This is a genomic window from Pseudomonas sp. GNP012 (assembly GCF_054343835.1).
Genome location: NZ_JBTGUU010000001.1, coordinates 3,297,260 through 3,317,819, shown reverse-complemented (window position 1 = coordinate 3,317,819; position 20,560 = coordinate 3,297,260). Strand labels below are relative to the sequence as shown.

Annotated in this window: 15 protein-coding genes; 7 read left to right on the top strand and 8 right to left on the bottom strand. The window is 58.4% G+C overall.

The annotated features are described in order from the left end of the window. Positions 1–41: 41 nt before the first annotated feature. Entirely contained in the window at positions 42–1,310 is a 1,269-nt protein-coding gene (locus ACXX83_RS14820) for an OmpP1/FadL family transporter (RefSeq protein ID WP_217835749.1), read from the bottom strand. Positions 1,311–1,548: 238 nt separating this feature from the next. Then, positions 1,549–3,585 carry an alkyl/aryl-sulfatase gene (locus ACXX83_RS14815; protein WP_458548958.1) on the bottom strand — a complete coding sequence of 679 codons (2,037 nt, stop codon included), beginning with the start codon at positions 3,583–3,585 and terminating at the stop codon, positions 1,549–1,551. 153 nt (positions 3,586–3,738) lie between these two features. Between ACXX83_RS14815 and ACXX83_RS14810 the strand changes: the two genes are divergently transcribed. The 3 genes from ACXX83_RS14810 (at position 3,739) to ACXX83_RS14800 (ending at position 7,305) form a co-directional block, all read left to right on the top strand. Next, positions 3,739–4,698 (top strand): LysR family transcriptional regulator, encoded by a 960-nt coding sequence (locus ACXX83_RS14810; protein ID WP_458548957.1) that lies wholly within the window; start codon positions 3,739–3,741, stop codon positions 4,696–4,698. Positions 4,699–4,863: 165 nt separating this feature from the next. Further along, complete coding sequence (locus ACXX83_RS14805; protein ID WP_458548956.1) at positions 4,864–5,310, top strand: hypothetical protein; 447 nt, start codon at positions 4,864–4,866, stop codon at positions 5,308–5,310. A gap of 282 nt (positions 5,311–5,592) precedes the next feature. Continuing rightward, positions 5,593–7,305, top strand: a complete 1,713-nt coding sequence (locus ACXX83_RS14800; RefSeq protein ID WP_458548955.1) for an arylsulfatase — start codon at positions 5,593–5,595, stop codon at positions 7,303–7,305. A gap of 70 nt (positions 7,306–7,375) precedes the next feature. Here ACXX83_RS14800 and ACXX83_RS14795 read toward each other — a convergent pair whose 3' ends face one another. Beyond that, a complete protein-coding gene (locus tag ACXX83_RS14795; protein ID WP_458548954.1) occupies positions 7,376–8,035 on the bottom strand; it encodes a MarC family protein in 660 nt (219 codons plus the stop codon). A gap of 146 nt (positions 8,036–8,181) precedes the next feature. Further along, the gene (locus ACXX83_RS14790) at positions 8,182–9,768 is read right to left on the bottom strand and encodes a GMC family oxidoreductase (protein WP_458548953.1); all 1,587 of its coding nucleotides are present in this window, start codon (positions 9,766–9,768) and stop codon (positions 8,182–8,184) included. Positions 9,769–9,900: 132 nt separating this feature from the next. Here ACXX83_RS14790 and ACXX83_RS14785 point away from each other — a divergent pair, with 132 nt between their 5' ends. Beyond that, complete coding sequence (locus tag ACXX83_RS14785) at positions 9,901–10,905, top strand: AraC family transcriptional regulator (RefSeq protein WP_217835744.1); 1,005 nt, start codon at positions 9,901–9,903, stop codon at positions 10,903–10,905. 4 nt (positions 10,906–10,909) lie between these two features. Here ACXX83_RS14785 and ACXX83_RS14780 read toward each other — a convergent pair whose 3' ends face one another. Further along, positions 10,910–11,887 carry a LysR substrate-binding domain-containing protein gene (locus tag ACXX83_RS14780; protein ID WP_458548952.1) on the bottom strand — a complete coding sequence of 326 codons (978 nt, stop codon included), beginning with the start codon at positions 11,885–11,887 and terminating at the stop codon, positions 10,910–10,912. Positions 11,888–12,014: 127 nt separating this feature from the next. Between ACXX83_RS14780 and ACXX83_RS14775 the strand changes: the two genes are divergently transcribed. The 3 genes from ACXX83_RS14775 (at position 12,015) to ACXX83_RS14765 (ending at position 16,397) form a co-directional block, all read left to right on the top strand. Then, positions 12,015–14,390 carry a crotonase/enoyl-CoA hydratase family protein gene (locus ACXX83_RS14775; RefSeq protein ID WP_458548951.1) on the top strand — a complete coding sequence of 792 codons (2,376 nt, stop codon included), beginning with the start codon at positions 12,015–12,017 and terminating at the stop codon, positions 14,388–14,390. 108 nt (positions 14,391–14,498) lie between these two features. Next, positions 14,499–15,956 carry a coniferyl aldehyde dehydrogenase gene (locus ACXX83_RS14770; RefSeq protein WP_458548950.1) on the top strand — a complete coding sequence of 486 codons (1,458 nt, stop codon included), beginning with the start codon at positions 14,499–14,501 and terminating at the stop codon, positions 15,954–15,956. Between the two features lie 54 nt (positions 15,957–16,010). Then, on the top strand, positions 16,011–16,397 hold the full coding sequence (locus ACXX83_RS14765; protein ID WP_458548949.1) for a tautomerase family protein: 387 nt from the start codon (positions 16,011–16,013) through the stop codon (positions 16,395–16,397). 450 nt (positions 16,398–16,847) lie between these two features. Here ACXX83_RS14765 and ACXX83_RS14760 read toward each other — a convergent pair whose 3' ends face one another. From ACXX83_RS14760 to ACXX83_RS14750, 3 genes are all read right to left on the bottom strand, one after another. Beyond that, positions 16,848–17,840: a LacI family DNA-binding transcriptional regulator gene (locus ACXX83_RS14760; protein WP_458548948.1), complete on the bottom strand. Its 993-nt coding sequence runs from the start codon at positions 17,838–17,840 to the stop codon at positions 16,848–16,850. Positions 17,841–17,915: 75 nt separating this feature from the next. Then, positions 17,916–19,418 carry a glycoside hydrolase family 32 protein gene (locus ACXX83_RS14755; protein WP_458548947.1) on the bottom strand — a complete coding sequence of 501 codons (1,503 nt, stop codon included), beginning with the start codon at positions 19,416–19,418 and terminating at the stop codon, positions 17,916–17,918. Next, positions 19,415–20,560 carry an ABC transporter ATP-binding protein gene (locus ACXX83_RS14750; RefSeq protein ID WP_458548946.1) on the bottom strand — a complete coding sequence of 382 codons (1,146 nt, stop codon included), beginning with the start codon at positions 20,558–20,560 and terminating at the stop codon, positions 19,415–19,417. The genes ACXX83_RS14755 and ACXX83_RS14750 overlap by 4 nt, the downstream gene beginning before the upstream one ends.

Here is a 20,560-nt window from a genome sequence, read left to right as displayed (position 1 = left end):
GTGTGCTCCTCGGATGAAGTCGCTTTGGTGTGGCAAGACACTCAAAAGCGCCAGGTCATGTTTCCGGTCACGGCTTGAATCCAGGCATTGTCGAATTGACCGGAAATTCGATTGCCCGAAACGTTTCTGGTCTGGTCAACCGGCATGTCGCCAATCCAGATCATGGCCCAACTGAGGTTGACGTCGGTGTCCTTGTCCAGCGCATAGGTGGCTCCTGTCGCAAGGCGCCAGGACTCGGCCATCGGTACGGTCACGCTGCGGTTGTGGTCCGACACGGCGCTGCTGTCGTAAGCCACGCCGACATTCCACAGCCATTGCTCGGTGGCCTGGTATTGCGCGCCGAGCGACAGGTGCCAGGTGTCCTTGAAGTTGGCGTCGACAGTGGTTGATCGGGCGCCGACCGCCGTGGTGTCGACCTGCACTGCGATGTCGCCGAACTCTGACCAGTCCTGCCAGTTGACCGAGGCCAGCAAGGCCCATTGCCGGTCCAGTTGCTGAAACAGGCTCAGGGTGACGGTTTGCGGCACCTTCACATCGAGTTCGGTTTTGGTGTTGTTGACGCGCTCGAGCAGTCGGCCATCACCGTTCACGTCCAGCCGGTCCTCGAAGTCCAGATCGACCTGGCTGGTGTAGGTCAGGCCAATGCGCGTGCCGGCTTGCGGGGCGTAGATCACGCCGACATTCGCACCGAAGCCCCAATCCTGGTCCTTGTACTTGAATTGGCCGTCGGTGCGGTCGGTAAAGCCGAACGGCGAGCGGTCAATCGCGGTCTGGGCTTGCAGCATGCCGTACATGGCCTTGACGCCCAGACCCACCGACCATTGCTCGTTAAAGCGGTAAGCCACGCTCGGCACCAACGACAAACCACCGAGGCTGGCGTTCTGTGCGAAGTAGCGCCCGGACCAGTCGTTGTCGTAATTGACCGCCAGACCGAAGTCGGCGTATTGGCCGAAGCCGACGCTCCAGTGCTCGTCCAGTTCATGGCTGATGAAGAAGCTGCCGCCGGGAATCGGGTCGAGGGCGTTGCCACTGCCGCTGCCCGGCACGTTGGTGCCGGCGTCGCGGTCGAAGCTCAGGTCGCCGTACAGCACCTGCAAGCCGGCGGTGATTTGCGTGCCGGGCAGGTAGCTCAGGCCCGCGGGGTTGCTGGCAATGGTCGAAGGGCCCTGGGCGCGGGCAGCGGCACCGGCATTGGCCAGGCCAGCGTTATCGGTGCCGATTTCGTAAAGCATGATGCCGCCGGCCCAGGCTGGCTGGCTGCATAGGGCCAATAACGTAAAGGCAGACATTGCTCCTGATCTGGATTGCATGGATTAGATCCCGGCAAGTGTACATTTTCGAAATAAGGGTAATAGCAATCGTCGAGAAACTTTAACTGCATTGAACCAGCACGGCTCGATCACACATAAGTGGTAGTTCATATTCTCGATATTGGAAGGAACAACTTGTGAATAGCGCCACCCATGCTCGTTATTGTTAATTCAGGGTCGCGAAGTAGAGCGCCATAGCGCTTCACCCCGGGGCAGGATGAAGCGCAGCCCTTGTTGATTACTGATGGGTGCCTGGCAGTAGTTCAAAGGTCGGGGTAAACGGGGTGATCGCCGCCATCAACAGTTCGAACGGTTTGCGATCGCCCTCGAAAGTGGCTTTGCCGGCTGCAACAAGTTGATCAAAGCTGGTTTTCCTGGCCATCACACCTTCAAGGTCAGCACGGTCAAGAGTGATGGTGAGGTCGGGTTTGCTGGCTTGCTGCCCCTTGATATTGGTCAGTGTCGAGTTGCTCAACTCCACGACAAATTGCTCGCCGTTATCGGGTGTCTTGAGGTTGAAGATGAAGTGCTGGTTCGCGACTTTGCTGCCATCCAGGGCAATGCCCAGGTACTCCAGCCATAACTCGGTGCTCATGCCGCGGATCATGTCCGCACCGCCCGTTTTTGGCGGCACGCCCTTGGGCATGCCATGGCGCAGTTCATACGCGGCCGAGAGGAAACTATTGCGCACGCCGGCACTTTCCTTCTGATAACCGACTTGCTCATAGACATCCGCGAGCAAGTCCTTGGCCTTGCTGTTCTGCGGTTCGGCATACACCAGCTTGTTGAGGATTTCATAGGCTTCGCGGTACTTGCCTTGGTCGAACAAGGACTTGCCCTTGCTCATGATCTTGTCGGCGCCTCCCATCATTTCCACGTACAGCGGGGCCGAGTCCTTTGGCGACAGCGGCATCAGCGTTGCCGGATTGGCATCCCAGTAACCCAGGTAGCGGTTGATCACGGCGCGACTGTTGTGCTCTTCCGAGCCGTGGTAGCTATGGGTCGCCCAATTGTTTTTCAGGCTTTCGGGCAGTTTGTAGACGTTTTGAATCTCGTTGATGGTGACGCCCTGGTTGGCGGCATGCAGCACGGCGTTGTTCAGGTTTGCATAGGCATCGCGTTGCGCGCGCATCACATCCTGAATCCGCTCGTTGCCCCAGCGTGGCCAACTGTGGGAGGCGAACATGACGTCTGCCGTTTGACCGTAGCGATACAGGGCATTGTTGATGTTCTTCGACCAGACCAGCGGGTCGCGGACCAGGGCGCCGCGCAGGGTATAGATGTTATGGATGGTGCCAGTGATGTTCTCGGCTGCCCAGAACGCCTTGAACTGTGGGAACCAGGTGTTCATCTCTGCGGGCGCTTCAGTGCCGGGCGTGCTCTGGAACTCCATTTCGATACCGTCGATGGTCAGGGTTTCGAAATCTTTGGTAATGAAACGATTAGGTTCGATCAGGCCCATGTTCCCACTGGAAGCGTTTTTACCAATGGCCATGTCGACATGACCATAGGGGCTGTGCGGCAACAGCAAACCATATTGCAAGAACGCTCGCCGGTTCATGGCGTTGCCGGCGTAGACGTTTTCAGCCACGGCATGCTCCATGAAACCTTGCGGCGCAATCAGCGGGATCTTGCCGCTGCGGACATCGGCCTCGTCGACCACGCCGCGGATTCCGCCAAAGTGATCGGCATGGGAGTGGGAGATCACCACCGCCACGACCGGGCGCTTGCCCAGTTTTTCGTTGATGAAGTCCAGTGCGGCCCTGGCGGTTTCCTTCGACAACAGCGTGTCGAAGACAATCCAGCCGGTGTCGCCCTTGATGAACGTGATATTGGCCAGGTCAAACCCGCGCACCTGGTAGATCTTGTCCGGAACGACTTCATAGAGGCCATAGGCCGTGTTGAGCACCGCCTGACGCTGCAGCGACGGATTGATGCTGTCGTAATCCTTGCCTTCATTCAGGAAGTTGTAGCTCCCCATGTTCCACGCGACGTTCCCGGTGTCGGCCATGATCTTCTTGTAGGGCGGTGCGGCGATGAAGCCTTTTTTCGCTTCTTCAAGGTCACGCTTGTCTGCAAAGGGGAGTGTCTTGCGCACAGTGTTCTGCATGTCGACCGTGTAGGACGAAGGTGCCTTGCCCTTGCTGTCGAAGTGCACGTTTTGCGATGGAGCCGGATCGGAAGCTGCGCCGTTTGCATCGGCAGCGAAAACGCAAGGGCTGATGCCACCGCCAAGTGTGATCGCCAGTGCCAGATGGAGGGTCTTGTTGTACATGAAAGGTTCCTGCGCCAGATGAAGTGTCCAAGGGCGTCAAGGCAACGCGAGTGTTCTGCGTTCTCGGCTTGACCTGTCGAACCATGAATAGCATATTGAATTAATTCCGAAAAATTCTGTTTTAAATGCTTTCGATAACATAAAGGTTATGAGATGACGCCGAACCGTCTACGTCAGTTTTTGGCATTGATCGAGCACGCACACTTTGGCCGGGCTGCAAAGGCTCTGGGTGTTTCCCAGCCGGCGCTGAGCAAAAGCATCCAGTTGCTGGAGCGCGAACTCGGGGTCACGTTGTTCGATCGGCGCACCGACGGCGTTGTATTGACTGCATTCGGTCATTTGCTTCGGGAGAAAAGTCAGCGCCTGCTGGTGGCAGAACAGGATCTGCGACGTGACATTGCCTTGCTGGCGGGCGGGAATATCGGCGCACTGAAAGTCGCTTTCGGTCCTTACCCCAGCATCATCAGCGGCTATGCCAGTATCGCGCGGATGCATGCCCGGCATCCGCAAATCAAGGTGACGGCCCATGTGGCCGGGTGGCGGGAGGTGGCTCATCAGGTCACAACCGGCGTGGTGGATCTGGGCATCGCTGAGATCAGCACGTTGCAGGGCCGGGAAGAGCTCACCTGCGAGCTGTTGGGGGAGCATGAAGGCCGTCTGTTCTGTCGTCCCGACCATCCGCTGCTGGCGCAAAAGCGTTCCCTCACCCTGGCACAAACACTCGATTATCCCTGGGTGGCTTCGCGCATCCCTTTGCGGTTGGCGACCCACTTGCTTCCGGCAACGCTGGGCTGCGCCGGTGCCTATGATGCGCTGAGCGGAGACTTCGTACCGGCCATCGAAATTGATGTCCCCATGCAAATCGTGAAGTTCGTCGAGAACAGCAACGCCCTGGCGCTGGGAAATCTGTCGACGTTCGAGCGCGAATTGTCGGCGGGTGAAATCGTGCCGTTACCCGTTCAGGACCTCGCACTGCGTACCCGGTACGGTTTCATTTACCTCAAGGAACGCTCGCTGCCACCCGCGGTAGAGGTGTTCATGAAAGAAGTGAGGGCAGTGGAGGCCGACGTTTGCCAGCGCGAAAGTCTGTTGGTCAAGATCATGGGGGCGTGAAAGCCAGGGACAGAGGACACTGTCCGCGTTTCTTCTATTTTTTTGCCTGATCGCCGGGTGGCAGGTGCGAAGTTGTCCAATGCGGATTTATTGAGGTACAGCCCATTTATTAATGAGCTATACCCAATGTTCCCCCATGCACTTCTTCCACTTTTGGAGGTTGTTATGAATACCCGCATCGTTCCACTCGCGCTACTCATTGCAGGTCTCTTCGGTTGCAGCACGGCTTCAAACCACTCAATGAATCTGCCTCTGGCGGCCACCCACCGCAATGCGGGCCAGACAGGCAACGCCACCCTGACAGCCGAAGGCAACCAAACCAATTTTGATTTCTATATCACTGGCGTTCCGACCGGAACCCTCCTGCCGCCGCGCATTTACACCTTCATCAACAAAGGCAGCTGTCAGCAACCCGGACCTGTCGCCTATGCAATGAACGACAAGGTCAATACAAAAAATGAAGCCGGGTCCAACGGTTGGAGCTTTTACCGTAATGCGCCGATCGCAACGTCAGAGTTGCTTTCCGGAAAATATTCCATCGTCGTGCGTACAGCACCTGAAGATGGCAGCGTCGATATTTTCTGCGGCGATGTCGCGCAGGCAAAGCGATGAAATGATGTGATCCTTTGAGGGGCGGCTTTGCGGCCGGCTCCTTGTAAATGCGCGTCTATACTCACCATCCGGTTAGTGGTAGGGCTGAACACTGGGTATGCATATGACAGGAGCCGAATGCCATTGCGGTCAAAGCTCAACATATTTAAGGAAGCCGCACCCGTGACGGATGACCGTCAGTATTAAGGATGGGGCAGTTGCAGTTTTTGAGCCTTGAGAGATGAGAGCACGACGTATCCGAGATGGGTAGTTATGTGAATCAACTGGAAGAGGGTCAAGTTCATGAAACTGAGAAAACTTGTACTGACGGGACTGGCGTTAAGCAGTCTTGCCGGTACCGCCAGCCTGTCGACAGTGACTCAAGCGGCCGACAAGAAACCCAACATCATGTTCATCATGGCCGATGACATCGGCTGGATGCAGCCGAGCATCTATCACCAGGGCCTGGCGGTGGGTGAAACACCGAATATCGATCGCATCGCCCAGGAAGGTGCGAAATTCATGACCTACTACGCCGAGCAGAGTTGTACGGCGGGGCGCAATGCTTTCTTTACCGGGATGCACCCGCTGCGAACCGGCATGATCCCACCGCAATTGCCCGGCAGCCCTTCATGGCTGCGCCCTGGTACCCCGACACTGTCCAAGTTCCTGCTGGATCTGGGCTATAACACGGGCGAATTTGGCAAGAACCACCTGGGTGACAATTTTGAGGCACTGCCGACTTCCCACGGCTTCCAGGAATTCTGGGGTTACCTCTATCACCTCGATGCAATGCAGGGCGTAAGTTTTGTCGATATCAACAAGACGCCGCAGGTGCAGGGCATCGCCCCACCGTGCAAGGCCACGCCGATCAACGGGCTGCCGGACGTGCCTGGCGCCATCGATCCGCGGGAAGGCACCTGCCTGACGCCACCTCGTCCGGTCATGTCCTGCGTCTCCAGCGACGGTACGCAAAAGAACACCACGTGCAAGGACGAAGGGCCGCTGACGCTGGAACGTTCGAAGTCCGTAGATGAAGAAATCTCCGCCAAGGTCATCGACTTCCTCGACCGCAACGATCCGAAGAAGACCAGTAAACCCTTCTTCGTCTGGTACAACCCGGCACGCATGCACATCACCACAGTGCTGCCACCCAAGTACGACGCCATGGTCGGTGAGCCCGGCGGAAAAGACTGGGGTACCAACGAAGCAGGCATGAAGCAACTGGACGACAATATTGGTTATGTCCTGAAGAAACTCGAGGACATGGGCCAACTGGACAACACCATAGTCGTCTTCACCACCGACAACGGTGCGGAAACCATTACCTTCCCCGACGGCGGTACGACCCCGTTCAAGGGCGGCAAGTTGACCACCTGGGAGGGTGGCATGCGCGCTCCGCTGGTCATCCGCTGGCCCGGGGTGATCAAGCCTGGCACGGTCCTGACCGACATCTTTGCCTCGCTCGACTGGGTGCCGACGCTGGTCAATATCGCTGGCGGCAAGAAGGGCACTGAGCTGAACGAGCAGATCATGGCGGGCAATTACCCCGGCATCGTCAAGACCAAGCTCGATGGTGTGGATCAGACCGACTACCTGACCGGCAAGTCCGACAAGTCGGCGCGCGACACCTTCTTCTACTACACCGGCTCGCAACCTTCGGCGGTGCGCTACAAGAACTGGAAGATGTACTACACCATGGTGCCGGATACCGCGACGGGCGGGTTGTATGGCGCGACCACTTTCCACTGGACCCAACTGCTCAACCTCAAGCGCGACCCTTTTGAAACAACGGTCGGTGCCGATGCGAAGTCCATCACGGGCTATGGCGGTGCCTTGGGCTCACCGGGTAACGCCTATATCTACAACTGGAACATGCTGCCGATTGGACAGTTGCTCTGGGAGAAGGAACTGATGTCGTACAAGGACTTCCCGCCCATGCAGGCGCCGGAAACCTACAATCTGGACGGCATCCTCAAAGCCATGAAGCAGAACGGTCATAACGGACACGATTGACACCGTGACTGATCAGCCGTGCGGGCGCCCCAAACAGGCGCCCGTTTTTTTGCATGAGAGCTTTGCAGTCCTACTTCGCTACACCGTTGAGTAGCACCCCATACGACTGCAGAAACTCCACCGTCCCGTGAAAGATCAGCCCCACGCCCATCGCCGAAACGAAGAAGCCGACGATTCGGGTCGCGGCATCGATGCCTTGCGGGCCAATCTTCTTGAGGATGTTGTTAGCGTAGGCCAAAGAGAGGTAAGTGACCAGCATGGTGGCGCAGATCGCCAGCGCCACGACGGCGAAGGACAGTACCGCGCGGTCGGAGTCCTTGATGGTGCTGGTCAGGCCAATCACCGTGGCAATGGCCCCGGGACCGAACATGATCGGCATGGCCATGGGGATGAAAGATACGTCCTCGTCGCCTTTGCCACCGCTTGGAATCAGGCTGCTGTCGGGGGAGGGCGCAAAAAGCTCGAACCCGATCCGCATCAGGATCACCCCGCCGACCACCCGAATCATACTCAGCGGAACTTCAAACAAACGCAGCAGCAGGTTGCCGAAGATCAAAAAGAAAAACATCAACAGCAGCGCGTAAAGGCAGGCCTTGCGCGCCACCCGACGCTGTTCGGCGGCATCTTTGCCTTGCAACAGACCCAGGAACACCGGGATGGCTTCCAGAGGATTGATGATTGCCAGCAGGGTAGTGAACATGCCGAAGAACAGGGTGAAGTAGGTGTTCATGGATGATCTGCCCAAATGGGTGGTTGACCAAGTTACCTTAGCTGATCAGGAACAAATCACCTCAAACCACTGCGCGCTGTTCGGAGCGTGTGTACCGAAACCGCTGACCTCCAGCAGCAACGCCGAAGGTCGATTCGACAGCAGGATCACCCACTCGTGGACACCCAGTCCGCCGCGCGTTCGGCGATCATGATTGAAGCGGCATTGGTGTTGCCGCCCACCAGCGTCGGCATGATCGAGGCATCCACCACCCGCAGCCCCTCGATGCCATGCACGCGCAATTGGCTGTCCACCACCGCATGCTCGTCGTTGCCCATCTTGCAGGTACCGACCGGGTGATAAATGGTGTCGGTACGCTGGCGCAACAGTTCGATCAGCTGTTCATCGCCATACAAGCCCTCGCTGAACATATCCTTCAAGCCATAACGCGCCATCGGCGCTTGTTGAATGATGTTCCGGGCCATGCGGTAGCCCGTGAGCAGGGTCTCGACATCTTCGTCATGCCCGAGAATGTTCGGGTCGATGCGCGGTGGGGCGCTCGGGTCGTTTGATTGCAAGCCGACGCTGCCGATGCTCTTGGGCCGCAACACGCAGACGTGGCAACTGAAGCCGTGGCCCCAGTGCAGCTTGCGGTTGTGGTCGTCGATCATCGCGATCACCGAATGCAGCTGGATATCCGGGCGTGCAAGTTTGGCATCGGTTTTCAGGAAGCCGCCACCTTCGGCGAAGTTGCTCACAAAAGGGCCGCGCCGATGACGGGCATAGTCGATCAATGCCTTGCCCATCTTCACACTGCCGCGCAGTGAGACACCCATCAATGACGTATCCTGGCTCCTGTAGCTGAGCACGACATCCGGATGGTCCTGCAGGTTTTGCCCGACACCGGGCAGTTCGTGCTGCACCGTGATGCCTTGGGGCTTGAGTTCCTCTTGCGGGCCAATCCCCGAGAGCATCAGCAATTGTGGGCTGCCGAAACAACCGGCACTGAGCAGGACTTCCCGGCGTGCTTTTAAGGTCTGGCGATTGCCCTTGAGGCGCAGCTCGACACCGACGGCTTTTTTGCCTTCGAGCACAATGCGTTCGGCCATGGCCGAAGTCAGCACCGTGAGGTTCTTGCGGATGTGTCGAACCGGTTTGAGGAACGCGGTGGCCGTGCTCCAGCGCCGACCGTCGCGGATCGTCACATCGAACTGGCCAACGCCTTCCTGGTCGACGCCATTGAAGTCGGGATTGTGGCGGTGTCCGGCCATCTGCCCCGCCTCGATGAAAGCTTGCGTGACGGGATGCATCGGGTTCCTGCCGACATAAAGTTCGCCTTGCGCCCCGTGGTAGTCGCATGCGCCGCGGTGGCTCATTTCACTCTTGCGAAAGTACGGCAGTACATCGGCGTACGACCAGCCGGGATTGCCCAACGCCTGCCAATCGTCGAAGTCACCTTGGTGGCCTCGGATGTACACCATGCCGTTGATCGAACTGCTTCCGCCCAGCACCTTGCCGCGTGGCTGGTAGCCGCGACGTCCGTTCAAGCCGGGCTGCGGTACTGTGTGAAATGCCCAATTGACGTGTCGGCTCGGCAGGATCGCCGCGACGCCCACCGGGGCATGGATCAATGGCGAGCGGTCTTCCGGACCGGCCTCCAGCAAACATACCGTGATATCGGGATTTGCACTCAAGCGGTTGGCCAGGACACAGCCGGCTGAACCGGCACCAATGATTACGTAGTCGAATTCCATCACACAATGATCCCGAGCGAGCGAACAGGGGCTGCTTCACCAGGAAGCAACAGAGTTACCTGGGACCGATTGTTGGCTGAAGGCGGTAGAAAATAATTGACCTCTCATGCCATTTATTTGATCTTTGACGACATGACTACATTGATCAGAACAAGCTCGTTTACCGGGTTCCGTGAGGTGGCAAGCCAGCTCGGCGGGCAAGCTGACCTCATGCTCGAGCGCTTCCGCATCCATCCGGACGTGCTGATGGACGAGGAGGCGCGGGTGCCGTTGCGTTCGCTGGTCGGGCTGCTGGAGTTTGCCGCACGAGAGCTGGACTGCCCTGACTTTGGCTTGCGCATGGCCGAGTACCAGGACTTGCACGTCTTGGGGCCGATTGCGGTCATCGCTCGAACGTGCGCAACGGCGGGGGAGGCGTTGGAGCAAATCATCCGTTTTATCGGCTACCACAGCCCGGGCATCCAGCTTGATCTGGACCTTAGCGAGAAACAGGCGCCGCGTCTGTTGATCGACATCCGCCTGTCCGGACCGACCCCGCGACGGCAAATGGTGGAGCTGGCAATGGGGGTGGCGCATAACGGCATGAAGTTGCTGTATGGCGACAACTTCGTTGCCCAGGCGGTTCTGTTTTCCGCCAATCACTCAGTGGCTCAAGCACGTTACCGGCGCTATTTCAAAACTGCGGTGTGCACCGGTCAATCCTGCAACGCCCTGGTACTTCGTGACGAACAACTCAATCAGCGGATTGAACAGCAAGCCCCCTACCTGCATCGCGCACTGGAACAGTATTTCCAGCAGTTCGACTTGCAAGCGACGTCGGATGTTGTCAGTCAGGTCGAGCGCCTGGTCTTGCGCATGATGCCGATACAGCGTTGCCGTTTGCCATTGATTGCCGAGCAACTGGGTATGCACGTGCGTATGTTGCAGCGAAGGCTGGCCGAGCAGGGGAGAAGCTTCGATGAAATCGTCGAGAGCCTGCGGCGTGACCGTGCCGACCACTATCTGGCGGAGCGGCACATGCCGATGTCCCAGGTTGCCGGTCTGCTCGGCTATAGCGAACAGAGCGTGTTCAATCGCGCTTGCCAGCGCTGGTTTTCCATGTCGCCGGGAGCCAGGCGTCGTCAGTTGTTCGAATGAAAGGTTATCGATCTGCGCGCGGGACCTGATGGCTGGCGACATCGAGACCGTCGCCGAAATGGCCGCTGTTGCGAATCACCGCCTTTAGCCAGCGCCGCAGCCGCAAGACTTTGGGAGACATCTCATTGCCATTGAGACACAGCAAGCGGTAGGCCGACACTCGCTCCAGCTTCTCCTTGAAAGGCAGGACCAATTGGCCATTCTTCAGGTGCTTTTCGATAAGCCCCAGCGGAGCCATCATCAATCCCTGACCGTCAATGGCCGCCTGCAGGCCATCACTCAGGCTTTCAAAAAGCAGCTCACGCTGTGGCGGGATGTCCATGCGTCCGGCGGCTTGATTCCAAAGCGTCCAGACGCCAGGTGCCTGGGCTAGCGTAATGCGAGGGATACTCTCGATACGCTCCCCGGCAACGAGTCTTGCCGCTATTTGCGGTGCACAGACAGGCGCACCGGAGACATCCGCCAGTTTTTCGGAAAATACGTTGAATCGGGTTTGCGTGGTGTGGCGAATGGCAATGTCCAGCTCGCGGGCTTCCAGATCGGCCACTCTGGATGAAAACTCCATATGCACGGTGATATCCGGGTTCTCATGCTCGAACTGCGCCATGCCCGCACTCAGATAGGTAGCCGCGAAACTGGGCGCCACACTGATGCGTAAAGGGCTGGTGTCACTGGCTTGTTTGACCGCCTGAAGCCCGATAGCGATCTCGGCCAGGCCCCTGCTGACGTGCAGCTGCAGCTTGCGGCCGCTTTCGGTCAGTTCGATTTGCCGATTGCGTCGAACAAAAAGCGCCACACCCAATACGCCTTCCAGCCTTCGAACCTGGTGACTGATTGCCGAAGGCGTCAGGTGCAGGAACGTTGCGGCCTCTTGAAAGGAGCCCAGCCGCGCAGCCGCTTCAAAAGCATTGAGCGCGGGCAGCTGTCGCACGCTCTCCGTAGGGATGAGGATCTTCTTTTCACGTGACATTTTGTCATCCAAGTAAAACCAATGTCGTTTGTCGAGCTCACGACCCCGCTCGTACTGTTGTTCACGAGTCGATGACCCCTAAGGCGCACCAACGTGCCTCGGAACACGCGATGACCAATACCACGAGCGGGGTAAATACATGAATTCATTTCTGTCGCAAAGGCCTTTGGAAGTACCCGTCGGTTCCTTCGCCGGGCTATTTCTGGAGCGAATCCAACACTACGCAGACAACCCGGCGCTGATCGACGGGCTGAGCGGTGAACAACTGACCTACGCCGAACTGTCCCGGCATGTGCGCGTGCTTGCCGCCAACCTGATAGAGCGCGGTCTGGAGCCGGGCGAGGTCACCGCCATCATCGCGCCGAACAGCATTTGGTTCCCGGTGGCTCTGTACGGTATAGCCTTCGCTGGCGGCGTGTACTCCACACTCAATCCCATGTCCTCGCCGGAGGACGTGCGAGAACTCCTCAAGCTGGTGGGGGCCACGCGTGTGATCGTCACCGCGCAAGTCTTCGAAAGGCTACGTGACACCTTGATCACGTTGCAGTTGAAAGACATTTTCGTGCTGGGCGAGTCTGCGGGCCTCACGCCGTTTGCCTCGTTGCTGGTGGGCAAGCCTCTGGCCGAAGAGCGCTGCCGTGATCTGCAAAAGGACCTGTTGGCCCTGATGTTTTCCAGTGGCACCAGCGGCTTCCCCAAGGCGGTGATGCTCAGCAATCGCAACTACGTCGCGGCGACCGAGCAGGTGACCGCCGCCCAGGTTTTCCGCAAGTCCGACACCATCCTGGCGGCGCTGCCGTTCTTCCATATCTATGGACAAACCAGCTTCATAGGCTCGGCTCTTTCTCAGGGCGCGCGCTTGATCGTGCTGCCCGCTCTCGACCTGGAAGTGACTTTGCGCGTGATTCAGGACTACAAAATCACTGTCGCTCCGGTCGTTGCTCCGGTTGTGTTGCAGTTTGCCAAGCATCCTTTGGTCGATCACTTCGACCTGTCGAGCCTGCGCCTGGCCATCTCCGGTGCCTCGCCCATCAGTGCCGACTTGGTGAAGAGCGCCGCCGATCGATTGAAAGTACCGGTGCTCAACGGCTGGGGCCTTACCGAATCCACCACCACCGGCGCTGTTTCCGAGCCAGGCATGCCCAAAGAGGCCGAAGGTTCGGTCGGCCGGGTAATGCATGGCATTGAGGTGCGGGTCGTGGAAATCGGCGGCAACCAGGACGTGGCGCCAGGTGCGGATGGCGAGCTGCTGATACGCGGTCCCAACGTGATGCTCGGCTACTTCAACAATCCGGCGGCAACCGCCGAAACGATCGATGCGCAGGGCTGGCTGCGAACCGGAGATGTAGGCCGGATCGATGAGCACGGCAATCTGCGAATCATCGACCGCGCCAAAGAGTTCATCAAGTTCAAAGGCTTCCAGATCAGCCCGGTCGAACTCGAAAGTGTTTTGTTGATGCACCCCGCGGTGGCCGATGCCGGCGTCGTGCCCAGCCCTGACACCGAATCCGGTGAGGTTCCCAAAGCCTTCGTTGTGCTGCGCTCTCCTGTGACAGAGGCCGAACTGATCGACTTCGTCGCACAGCGTGTAACCCCCTACAAGAAACTTCGCGACATCGAGTTCATCGACTCCATTCCGAAAAACCCGGCAGGGAAAATCCTGCGGCGGATCCTGGTACTGCGCGAGCGCGAAAAACGCGAAACCCAAGCCGCGTCCGGCGACCGCCTTGAGGATCGGGTCGTCATCACACGCCACGGTAATGTGCTGTCGATCTGCCTGGACCGTCCGCGCAAGATGAATGCCTTCGACCGCGACATGTTCATCGGCCTGGCCAAGGCCATGGCGATCTACGAAGACGATCCAGGCCTGCGTTGTGCGGTGTTGCATGCCAATGGCCTGGTCTTTACCTCGGGCATGGACATCGTCAGTTCTGCGCCTCTCGCCGCGCGGGGAGAGTTGCGTATCGGCGATCCATCGTTGGTGGATATGCTCGAAATAGACCCGGCCGTTCGCCGTCGGAGCAAACCGGTGGTACTCGCCGTTCAGGGCAAGTGCATGAACCTGGGGGTGGAGCTGGCGGCAGCGGCGGACATTGTTATCGCCGCGCAAGATGTCACGTTCATTCAACGCGAGGTGGCAGTCGGGTTGTTCCCGTTCGGGGGGGCCACCGTGTTCTTGCCGGCAAAAATCGGTCTCGGTAACGCGCTTCGCTACATCCTGACAGCAGAAGAGTTCGATGTTCAGTCCGCTTGCCGCATGGGACTGGTGCAAGAAGTCGTACCGCAGAGCCAGCTGATGACGCGCGCCTTCGAGACCGCACGGTTGATTGCGCAGAACTCACCGTCCGGTGTTAAAGCAGCGCTAGCGTCGGTGCGCCTGGCCCGTGAAAAAGGCCCCGAGGCGGCGCTAGCAACACTGCTAAGTGAAGTCGCCCGGTTGACCGGCGCAGAGGACTTTAAAGAGGGGGCTGCAGCCTTCCTGGAAAAACGAGCGCCCAACTTCAAGGACGAGTGAGCGCCACACCTGATGCATTGAATCCTTTGCAATAAAAGGGGGGCGGCTGCGCGACAAGCGTGGCCAAACCCATTTGCCGTTTTTCAATCACTACACAAGGACCTCGGCATGAGTGCCCTGAATATTGTCCAGACCATCGTTCCTCCCGCCATGCAATCCTGCTTCGAGCGCCAACGCGCCGCCTACCTCGCTACGCCCGAGCGCAGCTATGCCCAGCGCGTGGAAGATCTCAAAAAGTTGGCGCAGATGCTCAAAGACAACCGCACAGCACTGATCGAAGCGATCAACCAGGATTACGGCAACCGCTCCACCTTCGAGACGCTGTTCGCCGAGTTTTTCGTCGTGCTGGGAGACATCAAGTCCACCATCAAGCACCTGAAGAAATGGATGAAACCGCAGAAGCGCCACATCGATCTGATGGTCTACCCCACCTCCAGCAACCGTGTCATTCCCCAGCCGTTGGGCGTGGTCGGCGTGATCGTACCCTGGAACTTTCCGCTGCTGCTGTCGTTCGGGCCACTCACCGCCATCTTCGCCGCCGGCAACCGGGCGATGGTCAAGATGTCGGAAAACTCGAACAATCTGACGCACCTGCTGATGTCCATCACACCGAAATACTTCCCGCCGCAACAGCTTCAGTTCTTCGAAGACAGCGGCACCAATGGCTCGGTGGGCCCGGCTTTTTCCTCGATCCGCTTCGATCATCTCTTCTTCACGGGTTCGGGTCAGACCGGCCGCGCCGTGATGGCGAACGCTGCACGCAACCTGACCCCGGTGACACTGGAGTTGGGCGGTAAATCACCCGCCGTGGTCGCGCCGGATTTCCCGATGACCCTGGCCGTCGATCGCATCATGTGGAGCAAGGCCTTCAACGCGGGCCAGATCTGCACCAACGTCGACTATGTCTTCATTCCCGCCGGCTCCGAGGCGGACTTCGAACGCGAAGCCCAGCGGCTCATAGCCGAGCGCTACCCCGATATCAATCATGCCGATTACACGTCCATGATTGACCAGCGCGCCTATGACCGCATGCAGGCCACGCTGGATGATGCTGTGGCCAAGGGCGCGCGCGTGGTCAATCTTTTCCCCGGCCAGACGCCGGACAAGACTCAGCGAAAATTCCCGCTGACCCTGGTATTCAACGTCAGCGACGACATGGTCATCATGCAGCGCGAGATCTTCGGCCCGCTGCTGCCGGTCAAGACCTACACCACTCGCGAAGAAGTGGCTGGTTACGTCAACAAGCACGACAGGCCACTGGCGCTGTATCCCTTCACCAGGGACCGCGCCCTGCAGGACTACTACGTGACCCACATCATGTCGGGCGGCGTATGCATCAACACCGCGCTGCTGCACGTGTCTCAGCACGACATGCCCTTCGGCGGCGTCGGCGCCAGCGGTATGGGCCATTACCACGGTTACGAAGGCTTTCAGACCTTTTCCAAAATGCGCCCTGTCTATCGTCAGGGCTTCTTCGCCGCCACCAGGATGATGCTGCCGCCCTACGACAAAGGACCGCTCAAGCCCAACAAGCTGATCGAACTGATCATCAAGTTGAAGGGCTGAAGCGTTAAGCCCTGTGTACCTGACTGTTCCATACCGTCTTCAAAGGAGTTTTCCATGCCCCTCTATGAATGCCAGACCGTCAAAGGAACGCTCAGCGAGCGTCAACGCCAATCGCTGGCCGAGTCCATCACATCCATTCACACCAGGGAAACTGGCGCGCCGGCCAGCTATGTGCACGTGCTGTTCAAGGAGCTTGAACCGGGAAGCGCATTCACCGCCGGCCAAGTCGCGACCCCCGCGATAATTCGCGGACAGATACGTGCAGGACGATCACAAGCGACGCGCCACGCCATCCTGCGCGCAATCACCGACGTTTACATGGCCGTCACCGGGGCCGATGCGAATGCAGTGGTCGTGGCAGTGGTCGACATACCCGCTTCATGGGCCATGGAAGGCGGTCAAATTTTCCCGGAACCGGAACAGCCCCCTGAAGTGGCATGACACGCTTCGCTGCGACGAAAACATTTGCGCATTTTCGCGTTGCTCAGGCAGGGGGCCGCTGGCATGGATTTTCAACGAATTTGAGATCCTAGGTAAACTAAATCCGGTTGCATCCATATTTTCTCATAGACAGAGATTTTTTTTCACACGAAATGGTTTTTTGTAGCTTCTTGAGCACCGTATGTGAGACCAGGGGGACGTGAAAAGGTGGGGGTAGAAAACTCTGCCCATTACGACGCCATTCGGCTGCAAGGCGGCGAGCGTCCAACGGCGTCTTAGGCTAAATACGTTGAAGTAGAACTGTAGGTAATGCGTCGAAAGTCAGAGGAAAAGCGGAAGGGTAGGCTTGGAGTGCGGGGAGTGCAGCACGCTTTGGGCCATATACGGTCGGTGACAGGCTAGTGGCAAATCGAAAACAAGCGGGCGCGCTATCACCGACTTAACTTAATCTTATAGCGATGCCCTGACCACCAATGGACAATCTACTGGCTGGGTTCCCGATACCTCAATGGTCTCGATCAGGTGCTGGGCAGCCTTACGGCCGATCTCGTAGTACGGTAGTTGCACCGTCGTCAACGGCGGGATGAACAGCTCAGCGATACCGATCATATTGTCGTAGCCGAGCACGGCGACATCGTCGGGAATTTTCAGGCCACGGCCCAACAATAGCTGATAGGCACAAAAGGCAATGCGGTCGTTGCCACAGATCAGAATGTCGAATTGGGGACGACCATCAATGATATGCCGGTCGAGGATACCTGCGGTTTCACCATAGGCATCATGATCGGAAAGGTTGTATTGCAGGAGCGCGTCAGGCGCCAGTCCGAATGCCTGACAGGCACGCTGCAGGCCTTTTTGCCGCAGGCCCCAGGCCAGACTCTGTTTTGGCAGATTGATGCACAGAGGGCGCCGATAGCCCTGGCTCAACGCATGATGTACGGCTCGATACTGCCCCGCTTCGTCGTCTGGCACATAACTCACCAGGCGACTGTCATCGGCCAGGCAATTGGCGAGTACCAGGGGTTTGCTCTTCAATCGTTCGGGAATGCATACCTGGCGAAACCCCATGGCGCTGAAGATCAACCCGTCGGGGCGGTGCGACAACATCAGGTCGATGTTCTGGTCGGTGGGCGGATTGCTCAACAGGTTAAGGATGAACACATTCCAGCCGGCTTGCTGCGCGGTCTGTTCGATGGACAGCAGCAATTCGACAGCGAACGGTGTGGTCGCGGTGTCCAGCGCGAATACACCGATGGTTCGCGACTGGAGGTTGTCGCCGCGCATCTTGCGCGCCGACAGGCTCGGTACGAATTGCAGTTCATCAATGGCGCGACGCACCCGCAGAAGGGTTTCGGGGCTCAGTTTTTCCGGATTATTGAGCGCTCGAGAAACCGTCATCAGGGACACGCCGGCCAGCTGTGCAACGTCTTTCACTGAAGTCATGCGAGGCGAGCCCGGTCAGGTTGACGCAGAATCATGACACAGGGCCCGGGCTTCTCGCGACTCGAATGACGCTGCTCATAGCCATCCAGAGCCGAGAGGCCATGCCTTGGGAATCGAGACACGCCCGCCACTCCCGCTGGCAAACAGCTTCACGCCCAGACTGTCGGGCCGCGGATAGAGGCGACTGCTGAGGCTGAAGCGCCCGTTTTCGTCGAACACCTCGATGGACGAGCGATCGAGGAACACACGCAGTGCCAGTCGCTCTTGTGTCGGGTCTATCGACACGCTGCGCTGGCCTGTGACTTGCGCACCAGAGTGGCTGCGGTCAAGCACCAGACGCCGCAACGCCGCATCGTAGTAGAGCAGGGTTTGTTCATGGCCGTCGTCGCTGCAGCGCAACGCGATTCCCAGGTGGCCATCGGTGCAACCGAGTAAATCCAGGTGCACATGGATTTCGAGCATATCGCCATTCACTTGCGGCACGCACCGGGTTCCCGACTCCTCCCACCACGGCGTACCAGGCAATAGAGTCATGCGCAGAGCGGTGAGTTCCCGTGCCGGATACACGCAAAGGCGATCTGCGCACAGTTCAAGTTCGCGCGGCAAACCGAGCATGCCGCACCAATGATGGGCCTGGCTCGGCATCGGGCTTTCCCACATGTCGAGCCACGCCCACACAAGGCGCCGACCATCGGCGGCCAATAGCGTTTGCGCGGCATAGAAATCATGGCCGTTATCCAACTCGATAAAAGGCCCGCCGGTGAAGTGCCATTCGCTGTCGAGTCGGCCCACTCGATAACCGGTCTGGTATTTGTTGAGCCGATCGTAACCCTGGGGTTGCATGCCCTGGGGGGAGTAGAGCAGCACATCGCGTCCGTTGAGTCGGAACAGGTCCGGGCACTCCCACATATAGCCATCGCCCTCGCTGCCGCTGGATACATAATCGAGGAACTCCCAGGCGTGCAGATCCGTGGAACGGTACAGCGGGAGCAACGACACATCGCCCAGACGTGCACCGGCAATCAGGTACCAGCAGTCATCCTCCTGCCATACCTTGGGGTCACGAAAGTGCATGATCGTGTCTTGCGGCGCGGTGTCGATGACGGCGCCATGCTTGACGAACCGAATACCGTCGGTGCTGGTGGCCAGGCACTGGACTTGACGGATCGAGCGTTCGTCACCCACTTCCCCCAGCCAGGTGTGTCCGGTGTAGATCAGTGCCAAGGTATCTCCACACACCACTGCGCTACCGGAAAAACATCCGTCACGGTCGAAGTCGTCGCCTGGTGCCAGCGCAATGGGCAGGTGCTGCCAATGGACCAGATCAGCACTCTTGGCGTGGCCCCAATACATCGGGCCCCATTTCGCGTCGAAGGGGTAATGCTGATAGAAAACGTGATATTCGCCACGAAAGTACACTACCCCGTTAGGGTCGTTCATCCAGCCCGCCGGGGGGGCAAGATGATAACCGGGTCGATAATCGTGGATGACGCGAGTCAGACCATCACTCAGCGCATGCTGCGCAAGGTCAAGGGCGGAAGTCATTGGGTCGTTCATAGGATTCAAATACACAGTCATAGGGCGCTTGCTCGTGCCGAACGCAGAGAGACGCCATCCAGCAGGGTTTCAATAGCTTGTGGGTGGCGACTCAAGGCAGTGCCATCGGCGTTGAACAGATGCAGATTGTCGAACTCCAGTTGCAGCTCGACCCGATCGCCCGCCTGCCATCCGGCGTTGACCTCGCAACGACAGATCAGTGGCTCGTCCTGACCTGTATCGAGGTGCACATAGGTTTCACTGCCCAGATACTCGACCCCGGTCACGACGACGCCGGCGGTTCCATCCGCCGCCTTGAGCGACACGTGTTCCGGGCGAATTCCCAGGCTCATCTGAGCGTCCTCCGCCAGGTTCGAGCTGTCGAAGGGCAGGGAGCTCATCCCCAATACGGGGGTATGAATCAGGCTGGTTTTACCTGGCGCATGCAGGCGCGCCTCCAGAAAATTCATTCTGGGCGAACCGAGAAAACCGGCGACAAAGCGACTGGCCGGGCGCTCGTAGAGTTCACGTGGTGAGCCGACCTGTTCTACGCGACCACCATTGAGCACGACAATTTTGTCGGCCAGGGTCATCGCTTCAACCTGATCGTGGGTGACATAGATCATGGTCGAGCTCAGCCGATCATGCAGTCGGGCGATTTCGTTGCGCATCTGCACCCGCAACGAGGCATCCAGGTTGGAAAGCGGCTCATCGAACAACAGAATGTCCGGTTCCCGCGCCATGGCTCTGCCCATGGCCACACGTTGACGCTGCCCACCAGACAGTTCCTTTGGCTTACGTTGCAGCAGTTTGTCCAATTGCAGGATCTGCGCGGTTTTCAGCACGCGCTCGCGCAGGCTGGTTTTTTCCGTCTTGGCCAGTTTGAGGCCAAAACTGATGTTGTCGTAGACGCTCATGTGCGGGTACAGCGCATAAGACTGAAACACCATGCCGACGCCACGCTCGCGCGGCTCCAGGTCGTTGACCCGACGCCCGTCGATCAGCAGGTCGCCGCCGCAGATCGAATCCAGTCCGGCGATCAGTCGTAGCAGGGTCGACTTGCCGCAGCCCGAAGGGCCGACGAACACCACGAATTCACCCGCCGCGATTTCCAGGCTGACGTCGCGAAGAATCCGCGCGCCGCCCAATTGTTTGTTCACGTTGTCCAGTTTCAATTTGATCAC